The 22,245-nt window shown below is 71.0% G+C and carries 19 protein-coding genes and 1 pseudogene; 9 read left to right on the plus strand and 11 right to left on the minus strand.

Features of this window, described 5'->3' with window-relative positions:
* The first annotated feature begins 71 nt into the window (after window positions 1-71).
* Window positions 72-665, plus strand: a complete 594-nt coding sequence (locus tag ACQP06_RS20375) for a TetR/AcrR family transcriptional regulator (RefSeq protein ID WP_433666109.1) — start codon at window positions 72-74, stop codon at window positions 663-665.
* A gap of 69 nt (window positions 666-734) precedes the next feature.
* Here the strand turns inward: ACQP06_RS20375 and ACQP06_RS20380 are convergent, their stop codons facing one another.
* Together ACQP06_RS20380 and ACQP06_RS20385 are read right to left on the minus strand one after the other, a co-directional pair.
* Complete coding sequence (locus ACQP06_RS20380; RefSeq protein WP_433666110.1) at window positions 735-1,061, minus strand: DUF202 domain-containing protein; 327 nt, start codon at window positions 1,059-1,061, stop codon at window positions 735-737.
* Window positions 1,058-1,417 carry a YidH family protein gene (locus ACQP06_RS20385; RefSeq protein WP_433666111.1) on the minus strand — a complete coding sequence of 120 codons (360 nt, stop codon included), beginning with the start codon at window positions 1,415-1,417 and terminating at the stop codon, window positions 1,058-1,060. Before ACQP06_RS20385 ends, ACQP06_RS20380 begins: the two co-directional genes overlap by 4 nt.
* A gap of 470 nt (window positions 1,418-1,887) precedes the next feature.
* On the opposite strand from ACQP06_RS20385, the gene ACQP06_RS20390 reads away from it, so the two are divergent.
* The gene (locus ACQP06_RS20390; RefSeq protein ID WP_433673378.1) at window positions 1,888-2,244 is read left to right on the plus strand and encodes a phosphotransferase; all 357 of its coding nucleotides are present in this window, start codon (window positions 1,888-1,890) and stop codon (window positions 2,242-2,244) included.
* Window positions 2,192-3,374, plus strand: a pseudogene (locus tag ACQP06_RS20395) (acyl-CoA dehydrogenase family protein); the annotation flags it as partial. The gene ACQP06_RS20390 and the pseudogene ACQP06_RS20395, both read left to right, overlap by 53 nt.
* Before the next feature lie 4 nt (window positions 3,375-3,378).
* On the opposite strand, the gene ACQP06_RS20400 reads toward ACQP06_RS20395, so the two are convergent.
* Together ACQP06_RS20400 and ACQP06_RS20405 are read right to left on the minus strand one after the other, a co-directional pair.
* Complete coding sequence (locus ACQP06_RS20400) at window positions 3,379-4,011, minus strand: response regulator (RefSeq protein WP_433673379.1); 633 nt, start codon at window positions 4,009-4,011, stop codon at window positions 3,379-3,381.
* A 5-nt stretch (window positions 4,012-4,016) separates the two neighbouring features.
* A complete protein-coding gene (locus ACQP06_RS20405) occupies window positions 4,017-5,171 on the minus strand; it encodes a histidine kinase (RefSeq protein ID WP_433666112.1) in 1,155 nt (384 codons plus the stop codon).
* Window positions 5,172-5,380: 209 nt separating this feature from the next.
* Between ACQP06_RS20405 and ACQP06_RS20410 the strand changes: the two genes are divergently transcribed.
* From ACQP06_RS20410 to ACQP06_RS20430, 5 genes are all read left to right on the plus strand, one after another.
* Window positions 5,381-5,953: a GlcG/HbpS family heme-binding protein gene (locus ACQP06_RS20410; protein WP_433666113.1), complete on the plus strand. Its 573-nt coding sequence runs from the start codon at window positions 5,381-5,383 to the stop codon at window positions 5,951-5,953.
* 217 nt (window positions 5,954-6,170) lie between these two features.
* The gene (locus ACQP06_RS20415) at window positions 6,171-7,721 is read left to right on the plus strand and encodes a TIGR02677 family protein (protein ID WP_433673380.1); all 1,551 of its coding nucleotides are present in this window, start codon (window positions 6,171-6,173) and stop codon (window positions 7,719-7,721) included.
* Complete coding sequence (locus ACQP06_RS20420; RefSeq protein WP_433666114.1) at window positions 7,721-9,163, plus strand: TIGR02678 family protein; 1,443 nt, start codon at window positions 7,721-7,723, stop codon at window positions 9,161-9,163. The genes ACQP06_RS20415 and ACQP06_RS20420 overlap by 1 nt, the downstream gene beginning before the upstream one ends.
* On the plus strand, window positions 9,163-13,569 hold the full coding sequence (locus ACQP06_RS20425) for an SbcC/MukB-like Walker B domain-containing protein (RefSeq protein ID WP_433666115.1): 4,407 nt from the start codon (window positions 9,163-9,165) through the stop codon (window positions 13,567-13,569). The genes ACQP06_RS20420 and ACQP06_RS20425 overlap by 1 nt, the downstream gene beginning before the upstream one ends.
* 222 nt (window positions 13,570-13,791) lie before the next feature.
* Window positions 13,792-14,994: a hypothetical protein gene (locus tag ACQP06_RS20430; protein WP_433666116.1), complete on the plus strand. Its 1,203-nt coding sequence runs from the start codon at window positions 13,792-13,794 to the stop codon at window positions 14,992-14,994.
* Between the two features lie 122 nt (window positions 14,995-15,116).
* Here ACQP06_RS20430 and ACQP06_RS20435 read toward each other — a convergent pair whose 3' ends face one another.
* From ACQP06_RS20435 to ACQP06_RS20450, 4 genes are all read right to left on the minus strand, one after another.
* Window positions 15,117-15,479, minus strand: coding sequence for a hypothetical protein (locus ACQP06_RS20435; protein WP_433666117.1), 363 nt, complete (start codon window positions 15,477-15,479; stop codon window positions 15,117-15,119).
* Between the two features lie 78 nt (window positions 15,480-15,557).
* Window positions 15,558-16,937, minus strand: coding sequence for a metallophosphoesterase (locus ACQP06_RS20440; protein ID WP_433666118.1), 1,380 nt, complete (start codon window positions 16,935-16,937; stop codon window positions 15,558-15,560).
* A gap of 134 nt (window positions 16,938-17,071) precedes the next feature.
* Window positions 17,072-17,542 carry a cyanase gene (gene cynS, locus ACQP06_RS20445; RefSeq protein ID WP_357085320.1) on the minus strand — a complete coding sequence of 157 codons (471 nt, stop codon included), beginning with the start codon at window positions 17,540-17,542 and terminating at the stop codon, window positions 17,072-17,074.
* Between the two features lie 27 nt (window positions 17,543-17,569).
* Window positions 17,570-18,178: a carbonic anhydrase gene (locus tag ACQP06_RS20450; RefSeq protein ID WP_379271526.1), complete on the minus strand. Its 609-nt coding sequence runs from the start codon at window positions 18,176-18,178 to the stop codon at window positions 17,570-17,572.
* Between the two features lie 90 nt (window positions 18,179-18,268).
* On the opposite strand from ACQP06_RS20450, the gene cynR reads away from it, so the two are divergent.
* The gene (gene cynR / locus ACQP06_RS20455) at window positions 18,269-19,228 is read left to right on the plus strand and encodes a transcriptional regulator CynR (RefSeq protein WP_433666119.1); all 960 of its coding nucleotides are present in this window, start codon (window positions 18,269-18,271) and stop codon (window positions 19,226-19,228) included.
* Window positions 19,229-19,240: 12 nt separating this feature from the next.
* On the opposite strand, the gene ACQP06_RS20460 is transcribed toward cynR, so the two are convergent.
* The 3 genes from ACQP06_RS20460 to ACQP06_RS20470 form a co-directional block, all read right to left on the minus strand.
* Window positions 19,241-19,810, minus strand: a complete 570-nt coding sequence (locus ACQP06_RS20460) for a M15 family metallopeptidase (RefSeq protein ID WP_433666120.1) — start codon at window positions 19,808-19,810, stop codon at window positions 19,241-19,243.
* 108 nt (window positions 19,811-19,918) lie between these two features.
* Complete coding sequence (locus tag ACQP06_RS20465) at window positions 19,919-20,356, minus strand: M15 family metallopeptidase (protein ID WP_433673381.1); 438 nt, start codon at window positions 20,354-20,356, stop codon at window positions 19,919-19,921.
* A 192-nt stretch (window positions 20,357-20,548) separates the two neighbouring features.
* Window positions 20,549-22,225 (minus strand): fumarate hydratase, encoded by a 1,677-nt coding sequence (locus ACQP06_RS20470; RefSeq protein WP_433666121.1) that lies wholly within the window; start codon window positions 22,223-22,225, stop codon window positions 20,549-20,551.
* Window positions 22,226-22,245 lie beyond the last annotated feature (20 nt).

Here is a 22,245-nt window from a genome sequence, read left to right on the forward strand (position 1 = left end):
GGCCGTGTGACCTGACCCATACGCCGGGACCTGCGCGTGAGTGGCCCGGCCCGATGTGATCGGATTCCCCCATGAGCGAGGGCAAAGGCGACGGCCCGCGGCGCCGGCGCAATCCGCCGCAGACCCGCAGGGCCATCATCGAGGGCTTGCTGTCGGCGGTGCACGAGGGCGAGTTCGACCCCACCACCCGCGATATCGCCGAACGGGCCGGGGTGTCCGAACGCAGTATCTTCGTGCACTTCCCGTCCCGGACCGCGCTGCTCACGGCCGCGGTCGACCAGCAATCCGAGCAGGTCGAGGCGTTGATCGCCGACATCGATCCGGACCGGCCGCTGGAGCAGCGCATCGACGCGGTGGTGCGGCAGGGCGAGGCGATCTTCCGGTTGCAGCGCGAGCCGCGGGTGCTGGGCCTGATCGAGTCACTGCGCACGCCGGCGGTCGATGAACGGATGCGGCTGACCGACAAGCGGATTCGCGAGGCGCTGGCCCGCGGCTTCGCCCCCGAACTGGCCGCCGATACCAGTGAACAGTTGCTCGACCTGCTCGACGCCACCATCGGCTGGCCCTACCGCCACCACCTGATCGACCGGCGCGGGCTGTCGGCGCGGGCCGCGTCCGAGGCGGTCCGCCGCACCCTCGCCACCCTGCTCACACCAGCAAACTGAACCGACCGTTCGGATTCCGTGGCGTCCGAACAGGTTTCGCCCCCGCCCGAGTGGTCTCGACCCACCTGCCTAAGTGATAGCCGGAGGTGCGCCGGGGACGAAGAACGCAATGAACACGGACACCACGCACACGATCAGGACCACCACCGTGGCCATGGCGATGGCGCGCGGCCCGTGCTCGCGATGCCCGTGGTGCAGGGAGTTGTTGCGCGCGAAGCTGATCCCCGCGAGGAACAGCAGCCCGACCGCCGCCAGCGCGGGACCGATGGCCGCCGGCCGCCAGCCGCTGACGACCGCGTGGTTCACGAACAAGCCGGCGGTGCCCATGGCGGCGATGGCGGTGCGCCGCCAGGCCAGCGCGGTGCGCTCGGAGTAAAAGGTGGGTGCCTCGGTCATGTCCACACCGTCGCGACGGCCGCGAAGATCGACACGATGGCGATGCCGCCCGCCAGGATCGGCACCAGCAGCGTGTTCCCCAGCGCGTCGCCGCGGGTCATGCGGGCCTGCACGTCCCGCCAGTGCGTGTACGCCCCGACCGCCAGCGTGACCGCGAGCACGATGCAGCTCAGCGAGAGCGCGCGCCGGATCCCGGCGTGGTGGAACGACTGCACCAGGGTGTGGACCGCGACGCCGGCGGCGAGCAGCCCGAGCGAGGTGCGGATCCATGCGAGGTAGGTACGTTCGTTGGCGAGGGTGAAGCGGTAGTCGAGCGGCTGCTCCGCCTCACTCGCCGGCTGGCCCTGGTCTTCCACCCTCACCACCTGTCCGATAGCGCTGTCGCGGTCGTGGCGCACGAGCCCGCCGCCGACCCGATCATGACACGAATCGGGGCGAAAACGACGACACCGCAACTGCGGGCATTCGCCCGCAATTCGGGGCCGGGGCGCGTCGCGATCCCGTACGATCCCGATTTACCTGCCGAACAACCGATTTCACGGCGGAGGCACGCCATGCAGTATCGGCCCACCGCACCACAAGTGCTGACGGCGCTCGCGGAGCTCCTCGAATCGAGGCTGCTGCCCGCCCTGCCGCCGGAGCTGCGCCATCAGGCCCGGGTCGGTGCGCATCTGGCCCGCGTGCTGGAACGGGAGCTCACCCTCGCGCCGCCTCCCGAATCCGACACGCCGGTCGACGAGTTCGACGACGCGGCGCTGTGGGCCGCGCTGGTTCCCGTGGTGCGCGCCGATCTGGCCGTCGCCAAACCCGGTTACGACGCGTGCCCGTGGAGGTCGAGGCGGGCGTCCGCGAAGTGGCTCGCGAGCACGGCGTTCCGGTCCCGCACGTGCTGGCGGTGTGTACCGATACCGGCTATACAGCCGAGCCGTTCCTGCTCTCCGAGCGTCTCGACGGTGAGACCGTGCCGCGGCGGGTGCTGCGCCTGGTCCACGACGCCGGGATCGGGGACCAGGTGGCCGGGCAGCTGGGTGCGGCGATGGGGCTGCTGCACGCGATCGACCCGGCGCGGGCCTCCCCCGCCCTGCCCGGCGACCCCGACGGCCGTCCCTCGGAAGCGTTTCTGGCGCAGGGTGCCGCTGGAACGGTCCGGCGACAACAGGCGCTTCTTCGACCACCGTCGTGAGGACGCCCGCACCGACTGGGAGCGCGGCGGCCTGCCCAGCGCCGAATGGGAGGCGCTGCTGGCCGAGGCCCGCCACCGCGCCGACGGGCATCTGCGCTACGCCTATCCCGCCGAGTACGGCGGCCGGGACGGCTCCAATCTCGATATGGCCGTGATCCGGGAGCATCTGGCCCGTCGCGGCCTGGGCCTGCACTGTGATCTGCAGACCGAGCACGCGGTCGTCGCCAACAATGTGGCTGCTGCTCATGCACGAATACGGTTCGCCCGCACAGAAATCGGCGTGGATCGACGGTCTGGCCACCGGCGACCGGTTCTTCGGCTTCGGCATCACCGAACCCGCCCACGGCTCCGATGCCACCTTCATGGAGACCACCGCCGTCCGCGACGGCGATCACTGGATTCTCCACGGCGAGAAGACCTTCAATACCGGCATGCATCACGCCGAGGCGGACCTGATCTTCGCCCGCACCTCCGGCAGTCCCGGCGACGCCACCGGCATCACCGCCTTCCTGGTCCCGGTCGGCACCCCCGGCTTCACGGTCGCCGAATTCCTGTGGACCTTCAATATGCCCACCGACCACGCCCACGTCGTCCTCGACGATGTCCGAGTCCCCGATACGGCCGTCTTCGGCCGGGAGGGTCGCGGCCTGGCCGTGGTCCAGCACTTCTTCAACGAGAACCGGCTCCGCCAAGCGGCATCCAGTCTGGGCGCCGCCCAGTACTGCATCGACGCGTCCATCGCCTACGCCAACCAGCGCACCACCTTCGGCACTCCCCTGTCGGCCAACCAGGCCATCCAGTTCCCGGTGGTGGAGTTGAGCACCCAGTGCGAGATGCTGCGCACCCTGATTCACAAGACCGCCTGGTCCATGGATCTGCACGGGCCGTTCACGCAATCCGCGCAGGTCTCCATGTGCAACTACTGGTCCAACCGCCTGTGCTGTGAGGCCGCGGACCGCGCCATGCAGATCCACGGCGGCCTCGGCTACTCCCGCCACACCCCGTTCGAGCACATCTACCGCCACCACCGCCGGTATCGAATCACCGAGGGCAGCGAGGAGATTCAGATGCGCCGCGTCGCGGGTTACCTGTTCGGTTTCATGCGCCAGTCCGCCCCCAAGGGCGTCTGACAAGCTACTTCAGCAGCCGCTGTTCGTTGGCGACCGCGACCGCCGCGGCCCGGGTGTCGACGCCGAGTTTGTCGTAGATGCGGCCCAGGTGGGTCTTCACCGTCGCCTCGCTGACGTGCAGGGCGCGCGCGATCTCGCGATTGCCCAGACCTTGGGCGAGCTGGCCGAGGATGTCGAGTTCGCGGGCGGTCAGCGCGGGCTGCGGGTTGCGCATGCGCTCGAGGACGCGGTCGGCGATCGGCGGGGAGAGCGCGGTGCGGCCCTGGGCGGCGGCGTGGATGGCGGCGAAGAGTTCTTCGGGCCGTTCGGCTTTGAGCAGATAGCCGGTCGCGCCCGCGGCGATGGCGCGGGTGATGTCGGCGTCGGTGTCGAAGGTGGTGAGGACCAGGATGTAGGGGGCGGGCCGCACGGTGGTGGTGATGCGGCGGGTGGCCTCGATGCCGTCCATGTCGCCGCCGAGCTGCAGGTCCATCAGGACGACGTCGGGGTGCAGGCGTTCGGCGAGAGCCACGGCCTCGGGGCCGCTGCCCGCCTCACCGACCACCTCGATGTCGGAGGCGCTGCCGAGCAGGGCGCGCAGACCCGCCCGGACCACCGCGTGGTCGTCGCAGAGCACCAGGCGGACAGGGGTTTTCACGTCGGTCACGGCCGCTCCAAGGGGACTTCGGCGGAGACGACGGTGCCGTCCCCGGGGGCGGATTCGACGGTGAGGACACCGCCGAGCTGGCGCAGGCGGGCGCGCATGGCGGGCAGGCCGTGGCCGCGGTCGGCGGCGATGGGCAGCGTCGCCGGGTCGAAACCCGTTCCGTCGTCGGCGATGTCGAGGACCAGGCGGTCGCCGAGATCGGTGAGGGTGATGGTGACGGTGTGCGCGTCCGCGTGCTCGCGCGCATTGGCCAGCGCGCCCTGCGCGATCCGCAGCAGCGCCGCCTCCACCCCCGCGGGCAGGCCCACCGCCGCGCCCTCGACGTGCACGCGCACGGTGAGGGTGTCGCCGCCCTCCCGCCGCGCCATCGCCTCCAGTGCCGCGACCAGGGAGCCGCCCGCGGCGAGGTCGGTCGGCGCGAGGTCGTGGACGAAGCGGCGGGCCTCGGCCAGATTGTGTTCGGCCACCCCGGCCGCGCCGCGCACGTGCTCGCGAGCCGCGCCCGGGTCGCTGTCCCAGATCCGGTCGGCGGCCTGCAACAGCATGCGCTGACTCGAAAGCCCTTGCGCGAGGGTGTCGTGGATCTCCATGGCCAGGCGCTGGCGTTCGGCGAGGGTGCCCGCGCGGCGTTCGGTGGCGGCCAGTTCGCGGCGGGTCGCGCGCAGGTCGTCGATGAGCGCGGCCTGCCGTTCGGTGGTGCGCAGCAGGCCCAGGAACAGCGCGGTGGTCAGGGCGGCGACCGCGGGCGGGGCCAGCAGCAGGTTCGGGTCGATCCAGCCCGCGAGCTTCAGCTGCGCCCACACCACGAACGCAGTCAGCCCGGCGACCAGGGCCAGCGCCACCCGCACCGGCAGGATCCGCAGCCCGGTGTAGAGCAGCGGGACCGCACACCACGCGAAACTCGGTGCGAGCACGACCAGTACCGCCCAGCCCGACACCAGCAGCGCGAACCACACCAGCCGTTCGGAGGCGCGCAGTTCGCTCACCACGTAGAGCACGGCCAGCGCCAGCGAGAGCCCGATCACCCACGGCATGCGCGGACTCTCGGGATGCCGCAGCACGAATCGCAGCAGCGACGCGGCCAGCAGCACATAGAAGGCGCTGTGCACGATGGTGCCCAGCAGCCGGGTGTCGTCACGGGACGACGGCATGCGAACACCTCCTCGGCGACAGCGACGGGCAGACACCCTCATTCTGCCGTGCACGCGCGGCCGTCCGGGTCATCCGATCGGTTGATACGGGGTTCGGCCGGACCGCGCGCCGAATCCCAGCCGGTGCGCCGATGTGCCGGGACGTTCCGGGCCGCACGCTGGATGACGAACCGAGCGAACAGCTTTCACCGGAATCCCAGGAGGATGTCATGACCCCCGAGCAGCCCGCGAACCCCACTCGCAAGCGCCTGATCATCGGCGGCGCGGTCGCGGCCGTCGCGGCGGCCGGGGTGATCGGCGTGGTGTCGGTCAACGCCCAGGATCCCGACCCGGGCACGAAGACCCCGGTCGCGGCCGATGTGGCCAATGGCAACCTGGCGCAGAGCACCCACCTGACCATCGCCGCCGCCACCAAGGCCGCGCAGGCCGCCCTGGACGCCGCGGTCAAGGAGAACCAGCACGTGACGGTCGCGGTGGTGGACCGCGACGGCAATACCGTCGTCACGCTGCGCGGCGACGGCGCGGGCCCGCAGTCCTACACCTCCGCCCAGCAGAAGGCGTTCACCGCGGTGTCCTGGAACGCCCCGACCTCGGTGCTGGCCAAGCGTCTCGACGGCGCGCCGCACCTGGCCGACATCGACGGCACCCTGTTCCTGGGCGGCGGCGCGCCGGTCACCGCCAAGGGCGGCGCGCCGATCGCGGGCATCGGAGTCGCGGGCGCGCCGAGCGGCGATCTGGACGAGAAGTTCGCGCAGGCGGGCGTCGCCGCGCTGGGCAACTGATCGTCCGGATCACACCTCGCCATCAGGACCGTGAGCAGCGGAACCGGTCACCCCGGCCGGATCGGGCGCGCCGACACTCGGCACGATTCCGAACCGGTCGGCAGGGGGTACTAACCTTCTCCCGGTGACCGAGTCCGCTGACGGATTGCTGCCCGACCCGAAGGGGGCCGGGTCCGAGGAGATTCCAAGCGCGGAGAGGCGGAGCGACGTCGACCGGCTGCGGTTGTTCTCCTTCGCCACCGCCGAGAAGCGGGCCGACTACCTGTGGGTTCTCCGGGCCTTCGACACCGCCCGCGCCGCCTATGTGGTGCTGCTGCACGCCTCCGACGTGGCCGACACGCTCGAACGTTGCCCGGGCGCGACCGCGCTCACCGCCACCGAGGTCGGGCCGCTGCTCGAACAGCTGCATCACTGGGGCGTGCTGGAACGCAGTTACGACGGCACCCGCGCGGCCACCCTGGCCGAGTACCGGAACCGGCACTTCGTCTACCAGTTCTCCCAGGCCGGATATCAGGCCTTCCGCGCGGTGTCCGACGTGCTCGACGCCCGGCTCGACGAGGCCGCGCTCTCGCGGCTGGTGCTGCCGGAACTGCTCGCGGATCTGCACACCCTGGCCGAGGCCAACAAGAGCGCCGACGCCCCGCGCGTCTACCGGGTGCTGAACCGACTCGACCGGGCGCTCACCGATCTGGCCGAACGAGCCGCGCACTTCTATCTGACCCTGGGCGATCTGGTCCGCACCACCGAGGCCACCCCCGAGGCGTTCCTCGCGCACAAGGACGCGCTGCTGGCGCACATGCGCGAATTCTCCATGGACCTGGCGCGTTTCGCGCCCCGGCTGGCCACCGCCATCCGCGAGGTCGAGGACACCGGAGTCGAGGACCTCATCGAACGCGCCGCCCGCTGCGACGAACGGGTGCTGCTCGACCCCGAAGAACGCCAAGCGGATTGGCGAGCCCGCTGGCAGGGCCTGCGCGGCTGGTTCATCGGCGACGACGAGGGCGGGCTCACCGAATGCGAGCGGCTGCGCGAGGCCACCATGAGCGCCATCGCCGCCGTGCTGTCGCTGCTGCGCCGGGTGACCGAGACCCGCAAGGGCGGCGTCAGCCGCGAATCCGCGCTGCGGCACCTGGCGGGCTGGTTCACCGCCGCCCCCAGCGCGGACGCCGCGCACGCCCTCTACGACGCGGTGTTCGGTCTGGGACGGCCACGGCACCTGGCCATGCAGCATCCCGACGCCGGCGTGATCCCGGCCATCCGATCCTGGTGGGACGCACCGCCGTTGGAGATCGCCCGCACCCTCGCCGAGACCGGGCGGCCGCCCACGCCGGGCGCGCCCGCGCGGCTGCAACGCAATGACGCCGGCATCCGGCGGCTGCGCCAGGCCCAGCTGGACGCTCAGCGCGCCCGCGCCGAGGCCGCGCGCTCGTTGGCCACCGCCGACCTCTACGACCGCGAACTCGACGAGGGCGAGACCGAGGTCCTGCTGAAACTGCTCGACGCCGCCTCCACCGCGTGGGTGCCGGTGAGCGGCCGGGTGCCCGGCACCTCCGGTTCCGACAACGGCGTCACCCTCACCGTCTCCGAACACGAGGGGTCCACGCTGGTCCGCACCTCCAAGGGCGTGCTCTACCTGAACAACCGACGCCTGGAAGTGCGCGAGACGGCCTCCCTGCGGGGACGCAAATCCCCTGCGGTGCAGAAGGATCGGATCGACTCACCGCCACCGGGCGACGAGCCCGGCGGCCAGGGCGGGGAGGTCCGCTGATGCACGCGCGCACCATCGATTCACTGGCTCTGGACAGCTACCAGCGCGCCGCCCGGGTCATCCTGGCCAACCATCTGGTCACCCGCACCTACCCCGATCGGATCGCGCTGCCGCTGTTGCGGCGGTGGGCGACCGAACTGCGCGAGGATCTGGCCGAACTGTTCGGCTATCGCCTCGAGGTCACCGAGACCACCGCGCGTCTGTTCCCGGTCCTCGACGAACTCGACGCGGGCCGTCCCGCCCGCACCACCGGCGACCGCGTCTTCGACCGCCGCCGCTACGCGTACCTGGCGCTGGCGCTGGCCGCGCTGGGCCGCGCCGGGGATCAGATCACCTTGTCGGAGTTGGCCGATCAGGTGGCCGCCTACACCGAACGGGTCGACGGGCTCGAGCTCGCACCGGACCGGGCCGCCGATCGGGACGCCTTCGTCGACGCGGTGGGCTGGCTGGCGGCGCGCGGCGCGGTGACCCTCGCCGACGGTGACGCGGGCGGCTGGGCCAGCGACCCCGAGGCCGGGGAGGCGCTCTACGACATCGACCGGTCCATCGTGTTCGCCCTGTTCCGGCCGCCGCGCGCGCTCCAGCACCTGCAGAGCGTGACCGGGCTGCTGTCGGAGGCGGCGGGCGGCGGGGCCGAAACCCGTTCCCCCGCACAGGCCGCCGCGGCCCGCCGGGTGCGCCGGGCGCTGGTCGAGAAGCCGGTGGTCTACGCCGACGAACTCGACGAACCCGAACGGTCGCTGCTGGCGCAGGAGAAACTGGTCACCGAGGTCGAGTCCCTGACCGGGCTGAAGGCCGAGCGGCGCGCGGAAGGCGTTGCGCTGATCGACAGTTCGGGCCGGCTCTCCGATGTGCGCTTCCCCGGCACCGGCACCCTCGCCCAGGTGGCGCTGCTGCTGGCGGGTGAGATCGCGGACCTGGTCCTCGACATCGACAATCCGGTCGAGCGCAGGCCGCGCCCCGAGCGTCCGTACACCGATCTGGTGGAACAGCTCGACAGCGCCATCCCCGCCAGCACGGTCTTCGCGCCGCTCGCCGATCCCCTGGATGTGTTCGGCGCCCAGGAGGATTCGGACGAGCCCGCCGAGGAGCCCGAGATCCCGGAGTTCCCGTTCCTGGAATCCTCGTGGATCCGCGACACCGTGAAGATGCTCACCGACCGCTACGGCAATACCTTCGCCGCGCAGTGGCAGGCCGATGTCGCGGGGCTCACCGGCGAGGTGGTGTCGCTGCTGGAACGGCTACGCCTGGTGGAGCTGGTCGACGGCGGGCTGCTCATCCTGCCCGCGCTGGCCCGCTACCGGGGCGCGATCGTGACCATCCGCACCCGCGCGGAGTCCGAATTGTTCCTCTCCCCCACCGAACTCGGCGCGGACGACGCGCCCACCGACAGCACCGCGGGCACTGCGCCCGACAGCACAGCGAAGGGATCGGGGAACTGATGGCCGACCACATTCACGGTGGAGTGCGCTTCGTCCCGACCCGGGCGGGCATCATCAACCTCTGGGACTACCGCGACCAGGAATTCTGTTTCGCCGACGGCCGCCTGGTGCTGCGCGGCCCCAACGGCTCCGGCAAGACCAAGGCCCTCGAGGTGCTGTTCCCGTTCGTGCTGGACGGCCGCATCGAGCCGCGCCGCCTCAACCCGTTCGCGGGCGAGGAACGCACCATGAAGTCGAACCTGCTGTACCGCAAGCAGGAATCGGCCTACTCGTACGTGTGGATGGAGTTCGCGCGCGGTGACTGGGACTCCCCCGAGACCGTCACCATCGGCATCGGCATGCGCGCCACCCGCTCCAACGACAAGGTGACCCGCTGGTACTTCGTCGCCGACGGCCGTGTGGGCGTGGACTTCTCACTGCTGGGCCCCGACGACCGGCCGCTGACCCGCAAGCAGCTGGCCGAGCAGATCGGCTCCGACACCATCGTGGACCGGCCGGTCGAGTACCGGGCGGCCATCGACGCCCGCATGTTCGGGCTCGGGCAGCAACGCTACGACCAACTGATCAATCTGATCCTGACGCTGCGCCGCCCACAGCTGGCCAAGAACCTGGACCCGCGCGGACTCTCGCAGGCCCTCACCGACGGCCTGCGCCCGCTCGACGAACAGCTGATCCTCGACGCCGCCCGCTCCTTCAGCGATATGGAGGAGGTCGGGCGCACCCTCGAGGGGCTGGTGCAGGCCGACACCGCGACCCGCGATTTCGTCACCGTCTACCGGAAATACCTGGCCGTGCAGGCGAAGACGGACGTCGACCAGGTGCGGACGCGTCTGGACACGGTCACCCACACGGGCACCGCCCTGCACGCCGCGGCGGCCCTGCGCACCCGCCGCGACACCGAACGCGGCGCCGCCGAGACCCGCGCCGAGGACGCCGACCGCGCCTACGAACAGGCCCTCGCCGACCGCGAGACGTTGCAGCGCTCCAGCGCCTACGAGGGCAAACAGCAGCTCGACGACCTCGCCGACGCGGTGCGCCGCCTGGAGACCTCCGCAGCGGTCCACCACGACAAGGCGCTGAAATCCCGTCAGACCGTGGACCAGCGGCTCGAGGAGGCCGAGCGGGCGCAGGCGGCGGTCGCCCATGCCGGCTCGGCGCTGTCGCGCGGCGAGGACGAATTGCGTGCGGTCGCCGAGGAAGCCGGCATTCCCTGGACCACGCTGCCGGAATCGGCGCGCGCCGACCATCTCACCACCACGGTCCGCTCGCACGCCGAGGAACGCGACGGCGACGTCCGCGCGGTCCGGCGGGCGCTCACCCTGGTCGACCAGGCGGGCACCGAACGCACCCGCGCCGAGCGCGCCTCCGGCCGCGCGGCCGAACTGCGTGATGCCGCGGCGGCCGAGCTCGCCGAGGCCGAAGCCGCTGTCGCGCTGGCCCGTTCGAATACCGCCATCACCCTGCGCGACTGGTGGGACACCCATCGCGAGGTGTACACCCCCATCCGCACCGGGCTGTTCGAGTCGCTCAACGAGGCCCTCGGTGAAGTCGGCACCGAACCGCTCACCCGCGGTGGCGGCGCACCGAACGGCCGCGCCAAGAAGACCAAGAACACGTCCGGCACCGAGACCACCGCGACCGGCGAATCCGCCGGGGCCGCACCGGGTGCCGAGGCCACGCTGGAAGACCTCCCCGTCCCCGCCACCCCGGCGGAGGTGCTGGCCGAGCGCACCGAACCGCTCACCGAGGAGATCCGCGGCCGCCGCCAGGAGGCGCGCGCCCGCGCCGCCCAGGCCACCGCCCGCGCGAGCGAACTGCGGGCCGAGCGGGAGCGGGTCGCGGCCGAACGCGACGACGCGCCACCGGCTTTCGCGGCCCGTACCGACGCGCGCGCGGAGCGTCCCGGCGCGCCGCTGTGGCGTCTGGTCCGCTTCGCCGACGGTGTCGCGCCGCAGCAGGCCGCCGGGCTCGAGGCGGCGCTGCAGGCCGCGAACCTGCTCGACGCGTGGGTCTGCGCCGAGACCGAACTGCCGCCGCACGCGTCCGACCAGTTCCTGGTGCCGCTGCCGCCCGAACAACGGCCCGGCGGGCGCACGCTCGCCGATGTACTGGTTGTGGAGGACGATTCACCGTCACTGACGGTTCCCCGGGAGACCGTCGCCGGGGTGCTCGCCTCCATCGCCCTCTACGAGTCTCCGCACGCGGCGGCCATCGGCGCGGGAGCGGACAAGGCGCACATCGTCTCCGGCGCGGCCGCGCAACCGGTCGGCGTCGAGGGGCAGCTGACCATCGCCACCGACGGCCGCTATCGCCAAGGCGTCCAGTCGGGTCGGCACGTCAAGACCGACGCCGAATTCGTCGGCACCACCGCCCGCGCCCGCCGCCGCGAATCGCGGCTGGCCGAATTGGCCGCTGCCATCGAAACGGCCGTCGCCGAGGCCGAGACCGCCCAGACCGATGAGCAGGCCGCCACGGCCGAGCTGGGCCGGATTTCGGCCGCCGCCAAGGCGCTTCCGCGCACCACCGCCGTGACCGCCGCCCTGCGCGGCGTGGCCGAGGCGGCGGGCATGCTGCGCTCGCGCTCGGAGGCGGCCGCACAGGCCGAGCGGGATCTCGATCAGGCGGTGGCCGAATACACCAACGCGGACAAGAAGGTCCGGGCCATCGCCGCCGACCACCGCGCGCCCCGCGATCCGGTCGAGCTGGACGCGCTGGCGGCCGCGGTGCGGCACTTCGAGAACGCCGGAACCGCGCTGCTGCGTCTGCGCGGCGACCATCAGCGCGAACACGAGCGGGCCCGCGAGGCCGGGGACCGCCTGGACGAATCCAAGGATCTGGCCGAGGCGTTCGCCGAGGAGGCCGAGGCCGCCCGCTCCGGATACGAAGAGCAGCTGCGCAAACTGGAGACCCTGCGCGAGGCGCTCGGCGCCGGAGCCGCCGACATCGATCGCGAACTGGAACTGGCCCACGAACGCATCGACGCCGCCCGGACCGAGCAGAAGGCCGCGCGCAAGGCCGCCGCCGAGGCCATCGAAGCGGTCGGCGCCGCCGAGGGCGCGCACCGCGCCGCCCACGACACCCTGGGCACCGCGCTCACCGAATTGCTCGCCGACGTCCGCCATCTCGCCCCCTACGCGCGCCCGGACCTGCTCAGCCTGCTGGGCGCGCCCGCAGACAGCCGCTGGCCCGCGAGCGACGCCGCCTGGTCCACCCCCGAGCAGCTGCTGTACCGCATCGAGAACGGCGATCCCGAGCAGGAACCGGCCGTGTTGCCCGCCGAGGTGGCCGCGCTGTTCGAGAACCTCGCCACCGCAACCGCTTCGGTGCGCGCGGGCGAGGCGGCCCGCAAGGCCACCCGCAGCGCCGTCACCACCGCCCTGCAGGAGTTCGACGCCGCGCTCGCCGCCGCGCGCCAGGACTACCGCCTGCACTGGGACGCCGCCGACGGCCTCACCGTGGTGCAGGTGCACGACGACCACGGACTGTCCTCGCTGGCCGATTTCGCCGAGCGCATCGGCGGGGCGCGGCGCGATCAGGAACTGCTGCTCACCGACGCCGAGCGCCGCATCCTCGAGGACGCGCTGCTGACCGGGCTGGCCCAGCAGATCCACGAACGCACCTCCGACGCCCGCGATCTCATCTCCCGCATGGGCGCGGAGATGAAGCAGCGCCGCATGTCCTCGGGCAACACCATCGGCGTGCACTGGGTGCTGGCCGACAACCTGTCCGAGCCGGCGCGCGCGGTGTGCAAGCTGCTCGACCGCGACTCCGCCGATCTCACGCCGGAGGACCTGTCGACCGTCCGCGCCTATTTCGCGGCCGAGATCCGCACGGCCCGCGCCGCGCACCCGGAGCGCTCGTTCCCCGAGATCCTCGCGGCCACCCTCGATTACCGCACCTGGCGGGTGTTCTCGTTCACCATCCTCACCGCCGACGGCACCGAGGACCGCCTGACCGTGGCCCGCCACAGCGCGCTCTCGGGCGGCGAACAGTCGGTCTCGCTGCACCTTCCGCTGTTCGCTGCCGCGCACGTGATGCTCGACTCCGCCGACCCGCAGGCGCCGCGCCTGCTGGCGCTGGACGAGGCGTTCGCGGGCGTCGACGACAACGGCCGCAGCGAACTGCTCGGGCTCTCGGTGCAATTCGACCTCGACCTCTTCATGACCGGCTACGACCTCTGGATCACCTACCCGCACGTGCCCGCCTGCGCGCACTACGATCTCGCGCACTCGGCGGCCGAGAACACCGTCAGCGCCACACTGCTGGTGTGGGATTCGGACGATCTGCTGGCCGAGCACGACGGCACCGACCTCACCTCCGCGCTCGGCTCCCCCAACCGACGGCGCCTGCCACACGGCCTGGAGGGCGCGATCCCGATGGACGAGGAACTCGAGCTGACCGATTGACCCGATCCGGGCGTCGGCAACCCCACTGGACACCGGCCGCGGCGGCTGGTTCGTCCTGCCCGGACGGACACCCCAATCCGCGTGTCGCAGTGCGGCGCGCCGTAAGGATTGGACCAACGGCAAACCAACAGTTTCGCGGTTGGGCGTGTATCGACTAGAAATGTCTTCCGTGCCTACCGGAATCACGTGCCAGCCATCGGGAGTCCCTGGACGGGGGACCAATTGACGATCGACAACCCGCGCGAGGACGACGTCACCCAGCTGGCCCTACGGGTCGAGAAGGCCCGCGGCCGGCTGGCCTACCAATACGATCCCGCGCTGACCGACGCGCTCTCGGAGAACGAACTCGTCGCCGAGCGTGAGCTGGCCGAACGCATTCGCGAACAAGAGCGCGCGCAGCGCTGGAAGTACGCCGAAGCCACCGCGGCCGCGGCGGATCGCGCCCGCCAGACCACCACAGAGATTGAGAAGGCCGACATTCGCGACTTGCTGCTCGCCCGCAAGGCGATCGCCGCACAACGGCGGGAATCGAGCCCGCACGCCAAACTGGCGTCGCTGTACAAGCATCGGGCGTGGAGCCAGCGCGCGCTCGCCGGTGTCGTCGCGGCCGGCATGCTCTGGTCCGCGGTCAACGTGCAGCACAACATCGCCCCCGGCGGCCCCTCCGATCCCCTCTACTGGTTCAGCTACCTGCTCGAAGGCATGATCTCGGTCTGCCTCGTGATCATCATGATCGGCACCAACAAGGTCGCCGAGTGGGGCGTGATCGACAGCCGCCGCCAGGTCGTGGTCGCCGAGATGGCGCTGCTGAGCCTGACCGTCATCCTCAACACCTACCCGTACCTGAAGAACGGCAGCTGGTACGACGTGGCCGTGCACGCCATCGCGCCGGTGATGATCGGTGTGGCGCTGCTGATCCACAATGCCGCGGCCTCCCGGTACGGTCTGGCCATCGTGCGCGCCACCGACCAGATCCGGGACCTGCCCGATCCGGGTGAGCAGATCCGGCGCGCCATGCCGACCGTCGTAGCCTGGCCGACCCGCCCGACGCCGCCGTCGGCCGGCGGCACCGCTACCGGGCCCGCCGCGCTGACCGCGGGGCCCGCCGAGGCCGAGAAAACCGTTGACGCAGAAGCACAAGTGGTCGAACCTCGGCCCACCGCCAAGGCCGAAAGCCAGGCGGAACCCGCGAAGTCTGCGGACAAGGAGCGTCGCTCGGCGACGGGCAAAAGTCGCAAGCCCGACGAGGACGAACGGTCACCGCTCGCCGATCTGACCGATCCCGTCCCTCCGCTGAATGTCTATGACACCGGCCAGTTCCGGATCGCCGAGACCCTGGAGCAGGAACTCGCCGAACTGCAGGCCGCCCGCCGCCGGGCTCGCGCCGCGTCGCGCCCCCGCAATGGCACCGCCGTCGACGACTGAGACGCGAACGACCGCGCTCGTGACCTGACGAACGACATCGACCCCGGTACCGCCGATGCGGCGCCGGGGTCGATTCTCTTGCGGATCAGGTGGATCGGATGATCGGGATCCCGCCGATCGGATCAGTGCCCGCCCGGCCGGGCCGGATCGACCGGCACCACGACCGCCGAACGCGGCTGGGCCGGGGTGCCCACGTGCTGGAGGTACCCGAGCCAGCCGGTGCCCACGAAGACCGCGAGCAGCACCGCGGTGGGGAGTTCGAAGAACAGCCAGCTGGTGGCGAAGAAGATGTCTCTCCACGGGTGAACGGGTCGCTGAGCGATGCGGACGGGCGGGCGCTGGTGCCGGAGCGTGCCGTGATTCGAACGGTACTGCCTGCCCTGCCTGCCCACCGTGCCTCCGTTGCTGAAGAAGTGCCGAACCAGGATGTCGAGCCCGCGCCGTGCGCACACCGGTGAACGAGCCGTCGCCGTGCGCACTCGCACCAGGCAGTATGCCGAACAGAACGAACATTCGGGTCGTAATGACCGAATATTCCGGTGCGTCGGACGGATTGCTCCCAGCTAACCGGACAATCCCGAAAAATTGCGCAGGACAACGTGATTACGATCGGCACAACTGCCCAGCGCGTGATCCGGGTGCAGTCCAAGATATTGGCTGCGCGTGCGAGTGCTCCAACGCCGCGCCGCCTCGGACCGCGTCTTGTAGAAGTTGACCGCGTAGCCGCCCTCGTAGACGCGGATCAGGGTGTACCCACCCGGATACTCCTTCACCGCACCCACTTCCAGGAATTCCACGCCGATCCCGGAATCCGGGCGGGTGCGCCGATTCCGGTGAGTGTGCCCGCTGTGGTGCAGGAACACCCCGGGCGCGCTCGCGTACAGGGCGTGCAGCGCGGCCGCGTTGGAGCGGTCCAGCACGAACCCGGGCCCGCCCGGATTGCTCACGGCCGCATGCCGGGTGACCGGGTGGTGGCCGAAGATCAGTGTCGGCCGGTCGGGTTCACCGCGCAGCAGTTCGCGCAGGTGGGCCAGTTGCGGCGCGGCGAGGGTGCCGCCCGCGCCGCGCACCCGGGTGGTGTCGAGGCCGACGAGCCGCAGTCCGCCCGCGAAGTACTCGACCAGCCGGTCGCGCGGCTGGAAGACCTCGCCCCAGTGGTCGGGCTCCTCCGGCGGCCGGACATCGTGATTTCCCCGGCACACGAAGTAGTCCCGGCCCAGCTCGCCCCATTCGTCGAGGCGGGCGCGGACGCCCCGCGACTGCTCGGCGGTGCCGGAATCGGTCAGGTCGCCCGCCACCACCAGCTGATCGGCGGCCCGGTCGGGCAGGCGCAGATCCTCGAGCAGAGCGGTGAGCATGAAGTCCGGATATTCGTCGGTGCCGTGGCGCAGGCCCTCGAACAGGCCCGCGAACAGCCCGCTGGCCGGTTCGCCGTAGTGCAGGTCGTTGGCGAGGGCGATGGTGCGGATCAGCCGCCCGGGCGGCGGGGTGGCGGTGGTGAAAACACCGGTGGATTCGGGTGTTCCGGAACGCCGGGTCACCAGGGTGCGGGCGGGCACGGCCCGGCGGCCGTCGGAGTACGCCTCGAACCGATAGGCGCGGCCCGGTTCCAGGCCCCGGATCTCCGCGTAGTGGTAGGGAGTCCGGCGCCCTTCGGACAACCAGGTGCGCGGTTCCCCGCGTCCGTCGGCGGGGGCCAGGCGCACCTCGGTGTCGGCGGGGACCGGCCGCAGCCGCCCGGCGCGGTTGCGGGCCCGGGTGGTCCAGGTCAGGATGGCCGAATCAGCGGTCACCGTCACCAGTTCCAGATCCGAGGCCACCACCGTCTCCTGCGGTGTCCGGATCCGGTCGGCGAAGATCGGGCGCGGTGTGCGCACGGCGACCGCCGCCGCCCCGCTCGCCGCATTGGCCAGCCACATGGTTCGAAGTCGCGGTTCCAGCATCACATCTCCGTCCGCTGTGCTCCCCCACGGACGACGGTAAGGCGGCCAGTTGAACCGCCAGATGCCCGGACATGACCGAACGGCTTCCGATTCCGGACATTCAGGCCATGTCCCGGCAACGGGGACGTCGAGCGTCAGAACGGCTTGGTCGGCAGGTACTTTCCGTCCAGGGTGATGACCGCGCGCTCGCCGCCCTCGGGGTCGGCGACCTTCTTCACGTCCAGGCGGAAGTTGATGGCGGAGATGATGCCGTCACCGAACTGCTCGTGCACCAGGGCCTTCAGCGTGGTGCCGTAGACCTGCAGCATCTCGTAGAAGCGGTAGATGGTCGGGTCGGTGGGGACACCGCCCGGGATCGAGCCGCGCAGTGGGATGGTCTGCAGCAGCCGGGCCGCGTCGGCGTCCAGGTCCAGCAGCTCGGCCACGGCCAGCGCCGACTTCTCCGGCAGCGGGTGCTGGCCCAGGATGGCGGCGGTGGTGAAGGCGGGCGAGAGCCCGGCGGCGTCGGCGATCTGCTGCCAGGTCAGGTCCTTGGCGATCTTGGCGGCGACGGCGGCGTCGGCCAGGGCTTCGCGGGCGGTGGGATCGAACTGTGCGTGCACCATGGGAGGTTCCTTTCGAAGGGAGGGGAATCAGGCGGCGAGAGTGGAGAATTCGCCGGCGGCATCGAGCGCCTCGACGCGCCCGGAGCCGATGTCGTACACCCAGCCGTGCAGGGTGAGGGTGCGTCGGGCCAGAGCCCGGGCCACCGCGGGATGGGTGGCGAGATTGGCCAGTTGCGCCACCACATTGTGGCGAACCAGCGCGGATACCGCTGCGGCGCCGGTGATCTCGGGATCGACGGCTGCGCGGGCGGCGTCGGCGTGCCGCAGCCAGCCCGCGACCGCGGGCAGACCGGACAGGTCCTGGCCCTCGGCGAGCGCGGTCATCGCCCCGCACGCCGAGTGGCCGCACACCACGATGTCGCTGACCCCGAGCACGCCCAGCGCGTACTCGATGCTGGCGACCACGCCGCTGGCCGCGCCGGGCGTGTGCGGCGGGACCAGATTGCCCGCGTTGCGGATGACGAACAGCTCACCCGCTTCGGCGGAGGTGATGAGTTCGGGCACCACACGGGCGTCGGAGCAGCCGATGAACAGCGCACCCGGGCGGTGGTCGCCGGCCAGGCGGGCGAACAGCCCCGCCTTGCCGGGGAAGACATCGCGCTGGAACCGTCCGAGACCGTCTGCGAGGTTCGGCACAGGAACTCCTTCCGAGTGTGGCGGCCCCGTTCGGGCCGATGCCATTCACCCTGCCCGACCTGTGGCTATAGTGTCCAAGACTTGATATCGATGGACATCATTGCTGTCATCTATAGTCGTGCTGTGACCCCGGAACTCCGGCATCTGCGCTACCTGCTCGCCGTCGCCGAGCACGGCAACTTCACCCGCGCGGCCGAGGACCTGCACCTGTCCCAGCCCACACTCTCCCAGCAGATCCGTCAGCTCGAACGCCTGGTGGGGGTGCCACTGCTCGACCGCACCGGACGGTCGGTCCGCCTCACCGACGCGGGCGCGGTGTACGCCGAGCACGCCCGCCGGGCGCTGCGCGAGCTGACCGCCGCCGACCGCGCGGTCCACGATGTCGAGGACCTCGCCCGCGGCACCCTGCGCCTCGCGGTCACCCCGACCTTCACCCCCTACCTGGTCGGCCCGCTCATCGCCGAATTCCGCGCCCTCCACCCCGGCATCACCCTGGAGGTCAGCGAAAACGCCCAGGAGGCCATGGAATCCGCGATTCTCGCCGATGACATCGACCTCGGCATCGCCTTTCTCGGCACGACCCCACCCGGCGTCGAGGCCACCCCGCTGTTCGAGGAGGATCTGAGTCTGGTGGTCGGCGAGCACGATGCCGCCCGTTCCCCGATGCCGATCGCCGACCTCGCCGACGCCGAATTGGCGCTCCTGAGCCGCGATTTCGCCACCCGCGGCCACATCGACGACTATCTGCGCGCCCACGGCGTGACCCCGCGCATCGCGGTGCAGGCCAATGCCGTCCAGTCCGTGATCGAGATCGTCCGCCGCACCGCCCTGGCCACGGTGCTGCCACCCGCCATCGCCGCGGCCTACCCCGGCCTGCGCGCGATCGACCTCGATCCCCCGATGCCGACGCGCACCGTCGCCCTGCTCCGCCGCGACCAGGCCTACCGGACGGCCGCGACGCGCGCGTTCACCCGGCTGACCACCGCGTGGGTCCGCGACCGGCTGCCACCGCCGCGAATTCCGCAGCAGCAGAACGACACCAGCCGCTGAGGGAAGCCTCGGTCAGCGCTGACTGGCGTCCGGCAGACGGGCCGGGCAGGGGCCGTCGGGGACGGTGGCCAGTTCGAAATGCCACCACTCGTTGTCGTACATGCGGCACAGGCCCCAGTGGGAGCCGTTGGCCTCCAGCCACGCAGCGCCCTCGATCGGGCCCACGTCGATGGCCTGGCCGGTGACATGGGTGGATTCGCCGGGCGGCAGCACCCAGCGGCGCGCCGCCTCCGGGCTGCCGTAGGTCTGTAAACCGTCCTCCCAGAGGGCTTCCTGCTCGCCGGGCGTCCGGTAGCCGGAGGTGATCCAGAGGGTGACGCCGGCGGCGTCGGCATCGCGCGCGGCGGCGGCGAAGGCAGCAGCCAGCCGGGGGTCCAGGCCCTCGGTGCCCGCCGCGACGGCCTTGGCGGACGGGATGCCCTCGAGGGCCTGGTCCGGAAGCTGCTCGGCGGCAGCGCGGGTCGCGGTCACCACCGTGACCGAACCGCCGACCAGTCCCGCGCCGGCGAGCACGGCCAGGGCCGCCGCCCGGCGGGTTCCGGCGGGCCGTCGCCGCCGCTCGACCAGGTCAGGACCGGCCACTCGCATCCACACGCCTCCAGGTTCGAAGTTCAACCTCGGGTATACCCGAACCTGCCATCCGATTCGATCGCTTCGCGAATTTTCCTACCCGCCAGTCGATTCCGCGATTCAGCGCTGACTCGCGTCGGGCAGCCGCGCGGGGCAGCCGAAGCCGGGCACGGTCGCCAGCTCGAAGTGCCACCACTCGTTGTCGTACATCCGGCACAGCCCCCACCGATTCCCGTTGGCTTCCAGCCACGCCGCGCCCTCGCGCGGCCCGACATCGATGGCCTGCCCGCTCACGTGTGTGGACTCGTTCGGCGGCAGCACCCACCGGCGCGCGGCCTCCGGACTCCCGTAGGTCCGAATCCCGTCCTCCCACAACGCTTCCTGCTCGGCGGGCGTCCGATACCCCGACACGATCCACAAGGGCACGCCCTGCGCCTGTGCCTCGCCCTGCGCGAGCCGGTAGGCGAACGCGAGCAGCGGATCGAGACCGTCGGTCTCCGCCGCGACCGGGGCGACCGATGTAGTGGACGACGCGACAACGCCTGCGGGAGCGGTCATGTCGTCCGGGGCGGCGTGGGCGACCGCCGGGGTCAGCGCCGCCACTGTCAGCGCGGCGGCGCACCCGAGCAGGGTGGCCCCGCGCCGGAAGGATCGGGGCCCGAGGGCGGCGGGTGCGGTGGCCGTGCGCCCGGCGGTGTTCCACCGGGGCTCGAGGTTGTCCGAATACCGCATCCGCCTGCCTCCTGCTGGTTAGACGCGCTCCTTGGAGCGCTCGCGCACGCGCAACGCGATCGGCTTCGAGGTCTCGGCGAAGAAGTCGTTGCCCTTGTCGTCGACGACGATGAAGGCGGGGAAGTCCTCGACCTCGATCTTCCACACGGCTTCCATGCCGAGCTCAGGGTATTCGAGGACCTCGACCGACTTGATGCAGTCCAGCGCCAGGCGCGCGGCGGGGCCGCCGATGGAGCCGAGGTAGAAGCCGCCGTGCTCCTTGCACGCCTTGGTGACCTGCGCGGAGCGGTTGCCCTTGGCCAGCATGACGTGCGAGCCGCCCGCGGCCTGGAACTGGTCGACGTAGGAGTCCATGCGGCCCGCGGTGGTGGGGCCGAACGAGCCCGACGCGTAGCCGTCGGGGGTCTTGGCCGGACCGGCGTAGTAGACGGCCATGTCGCGCATGTACTGCGGCATGGGCTCGCCCGCGTCGAGGCGCTCCTTGATCTTGGCGTGCGCGATGTCGCGGGCCACGACCAGCGGGCCGGTCAGCGACAGGCGGGTCTTGACCGGGTACTTGGAGAGCTCGTCGCGGATCTCCGACATCGGCCGGTTCAGGTCGATCTTGACGACGTCGCCGCCGAGGATGGCGTCGGTCTGCTCCGGAAGGTACTGCGCCGGTTCACGTTCCAGCTGCTCCAGGAACACGCCCTCGGGGGTGATCTTGGCCAGCGCCTGACGGTCCGCCGAGCAGGACACGGCAATGGCGACCGGGCAGGACGCGCCGTGGCGCGGCAGGCGGATGACACGCACGTCGTGGCAGAAGTACTTGCCGCCGAATTGCGCGCCGATGCCGAAGGACTGGGTCAGCTTGAAGACCTGCTCCTCGAGCTCGAGGTCGCGGAAGCCGTGCGCGGCCATCGAGCCCTCGGTGGGCATGTTGTCCAGGTAGTGCGCCGAGGCGTACTTGGCCGTCTTCAGCGCGAATTCGGCCGAGGTGCCGCCGATCACGACCGCCAGGTGGTACGGCGGGCAGGCCGCGGTGCCCAGCGAGCGGATCTTCTCGTCCAGGAACTCCAGCATGCGATCGGGGTTCAGGATCGCCTTGGTCTCCTGGTACAGGAACGACTTGTTGGCCGAGCCGCCACCCTTGGCCATGTACAGGAACTTGTAGGACGGCTGCGCGGGATCGCCCTGGTTGGAGTACAGCTCGATCTGCGCGGGCAGGTTGTTGCCGGTGTTCTTCTCGTCCCACATATTGATGGGCGCGAGCTGCGAGTAGCGCAGGTTCAGCTTGGTGTAGGCGTCGAACACACCGCGCGAAATCCATTCCGCGTCATCGACTCCGGTGAGCACACCCTCGGACTTCTTGCCCATCACGATGGCGGTGCCGGTGTCCTGGCACATGGGCAGGATCCCACCCGCGGAGATATTGACGTTCTTCAGCAGATCCAAGGCCACGAACCGGTCGTTGCCGCTGGACTCCGGATCGTCGATGATCTTGCGCAGCTGCGCGAGGTGCGCGGGCCGCAGGTAGTGGCTGATGTCGTGCATCGCCTCCGCGGTCAGCATCCGCAGCACCTCGGGATCGACCTGCAGGAAGGTGCGCCCGTTCGCCTCGAACGTGCTCACGCCCTCGGTGGTGAGCAACCGGTACGGCGTGTCGTCCTTACCGATGGGCAGCAGATCCGAGTACAGGAAATCAGGCGCGGTCACGAATCGGACTCCTCGAGCAG

Source organism: Nocardia sp. CA-136227 (assembly GCF_050955695.1).
Classification (GTDB): Bacteria; Actinomycetota; Actinomycetes; order Mycobacteriales; family Mycobacteriaceae; genus Nocardia.

Coding starts and splice junctions, on each gene's coding strand:
- ACQP06_RS20375 (WP_433666109.1), top strand. CDS start 72: ATGAGCGAGGGCAAAGGCGACGGCCCGCGGCGCCGGCGCAATCCGCCG.
- ACQP06_RS20380 (WP_433666110.1), bottom strand. CDS start 1,061: ATGACCGAGGCACCCACCTTTTACTCCGAGCGCACCGCGCTGGCCTGG.
- ACQP06_RS20405 (WP_433666112.1), bottom strand. CDS start 5,171: ATGCCGTCGTCCCGTGACGACACCCGGCTGCTGGGCACCATCGTGCAC.
- ACQP06_RS20410 (WP_433666113.1), top strand. CDS start 5,381: ATGACCCCCGAGCAGCCCGCGAACCCCACTCGCAAGCGCCTGATCATC.
- ACQP06_RS20420 (WP_433666114.1), top strand. CDS start 7,721: ATGCACGCGCGCACCATCGATTCACTGGCTCTGGACAGCTACCAGCGC.
- ACQP06_RS20425 (WP_433666115.1), top strand. CDS start 9,163: ATGGCCGACCACATTCACGGTGGAGTGCGCTTCGTCCCGACCCGGGCG.
- ACQP06_RS20440 (WP_433666118.1), bottom strand. CDS start 16,937: ATGCTGGAACCGCGACTTCGAACCATGTGGCTGGCCAATGCGGCGAGC.
- cynS (WP_357085320.1), bottom strand. CDS start 17,542: ATGGTGCACGCACAGTTCGATCCCACCGCCCGCGAAGCCCTGGCCGAC.
- cynR (WP_433666119.1), top strand. CDS start 18,269: ATGGACATCATTGCTGTCATCTATAGTCGTGCTGTGACCCCGGAACTC.
- ACQP06_RS20465 (WP_433673381.1), bottom strand. CDS start 20,356: ATGACCGCTCCCGCAGGCGTTGTCGCGTCGTCCACTACATCGGTCGCC.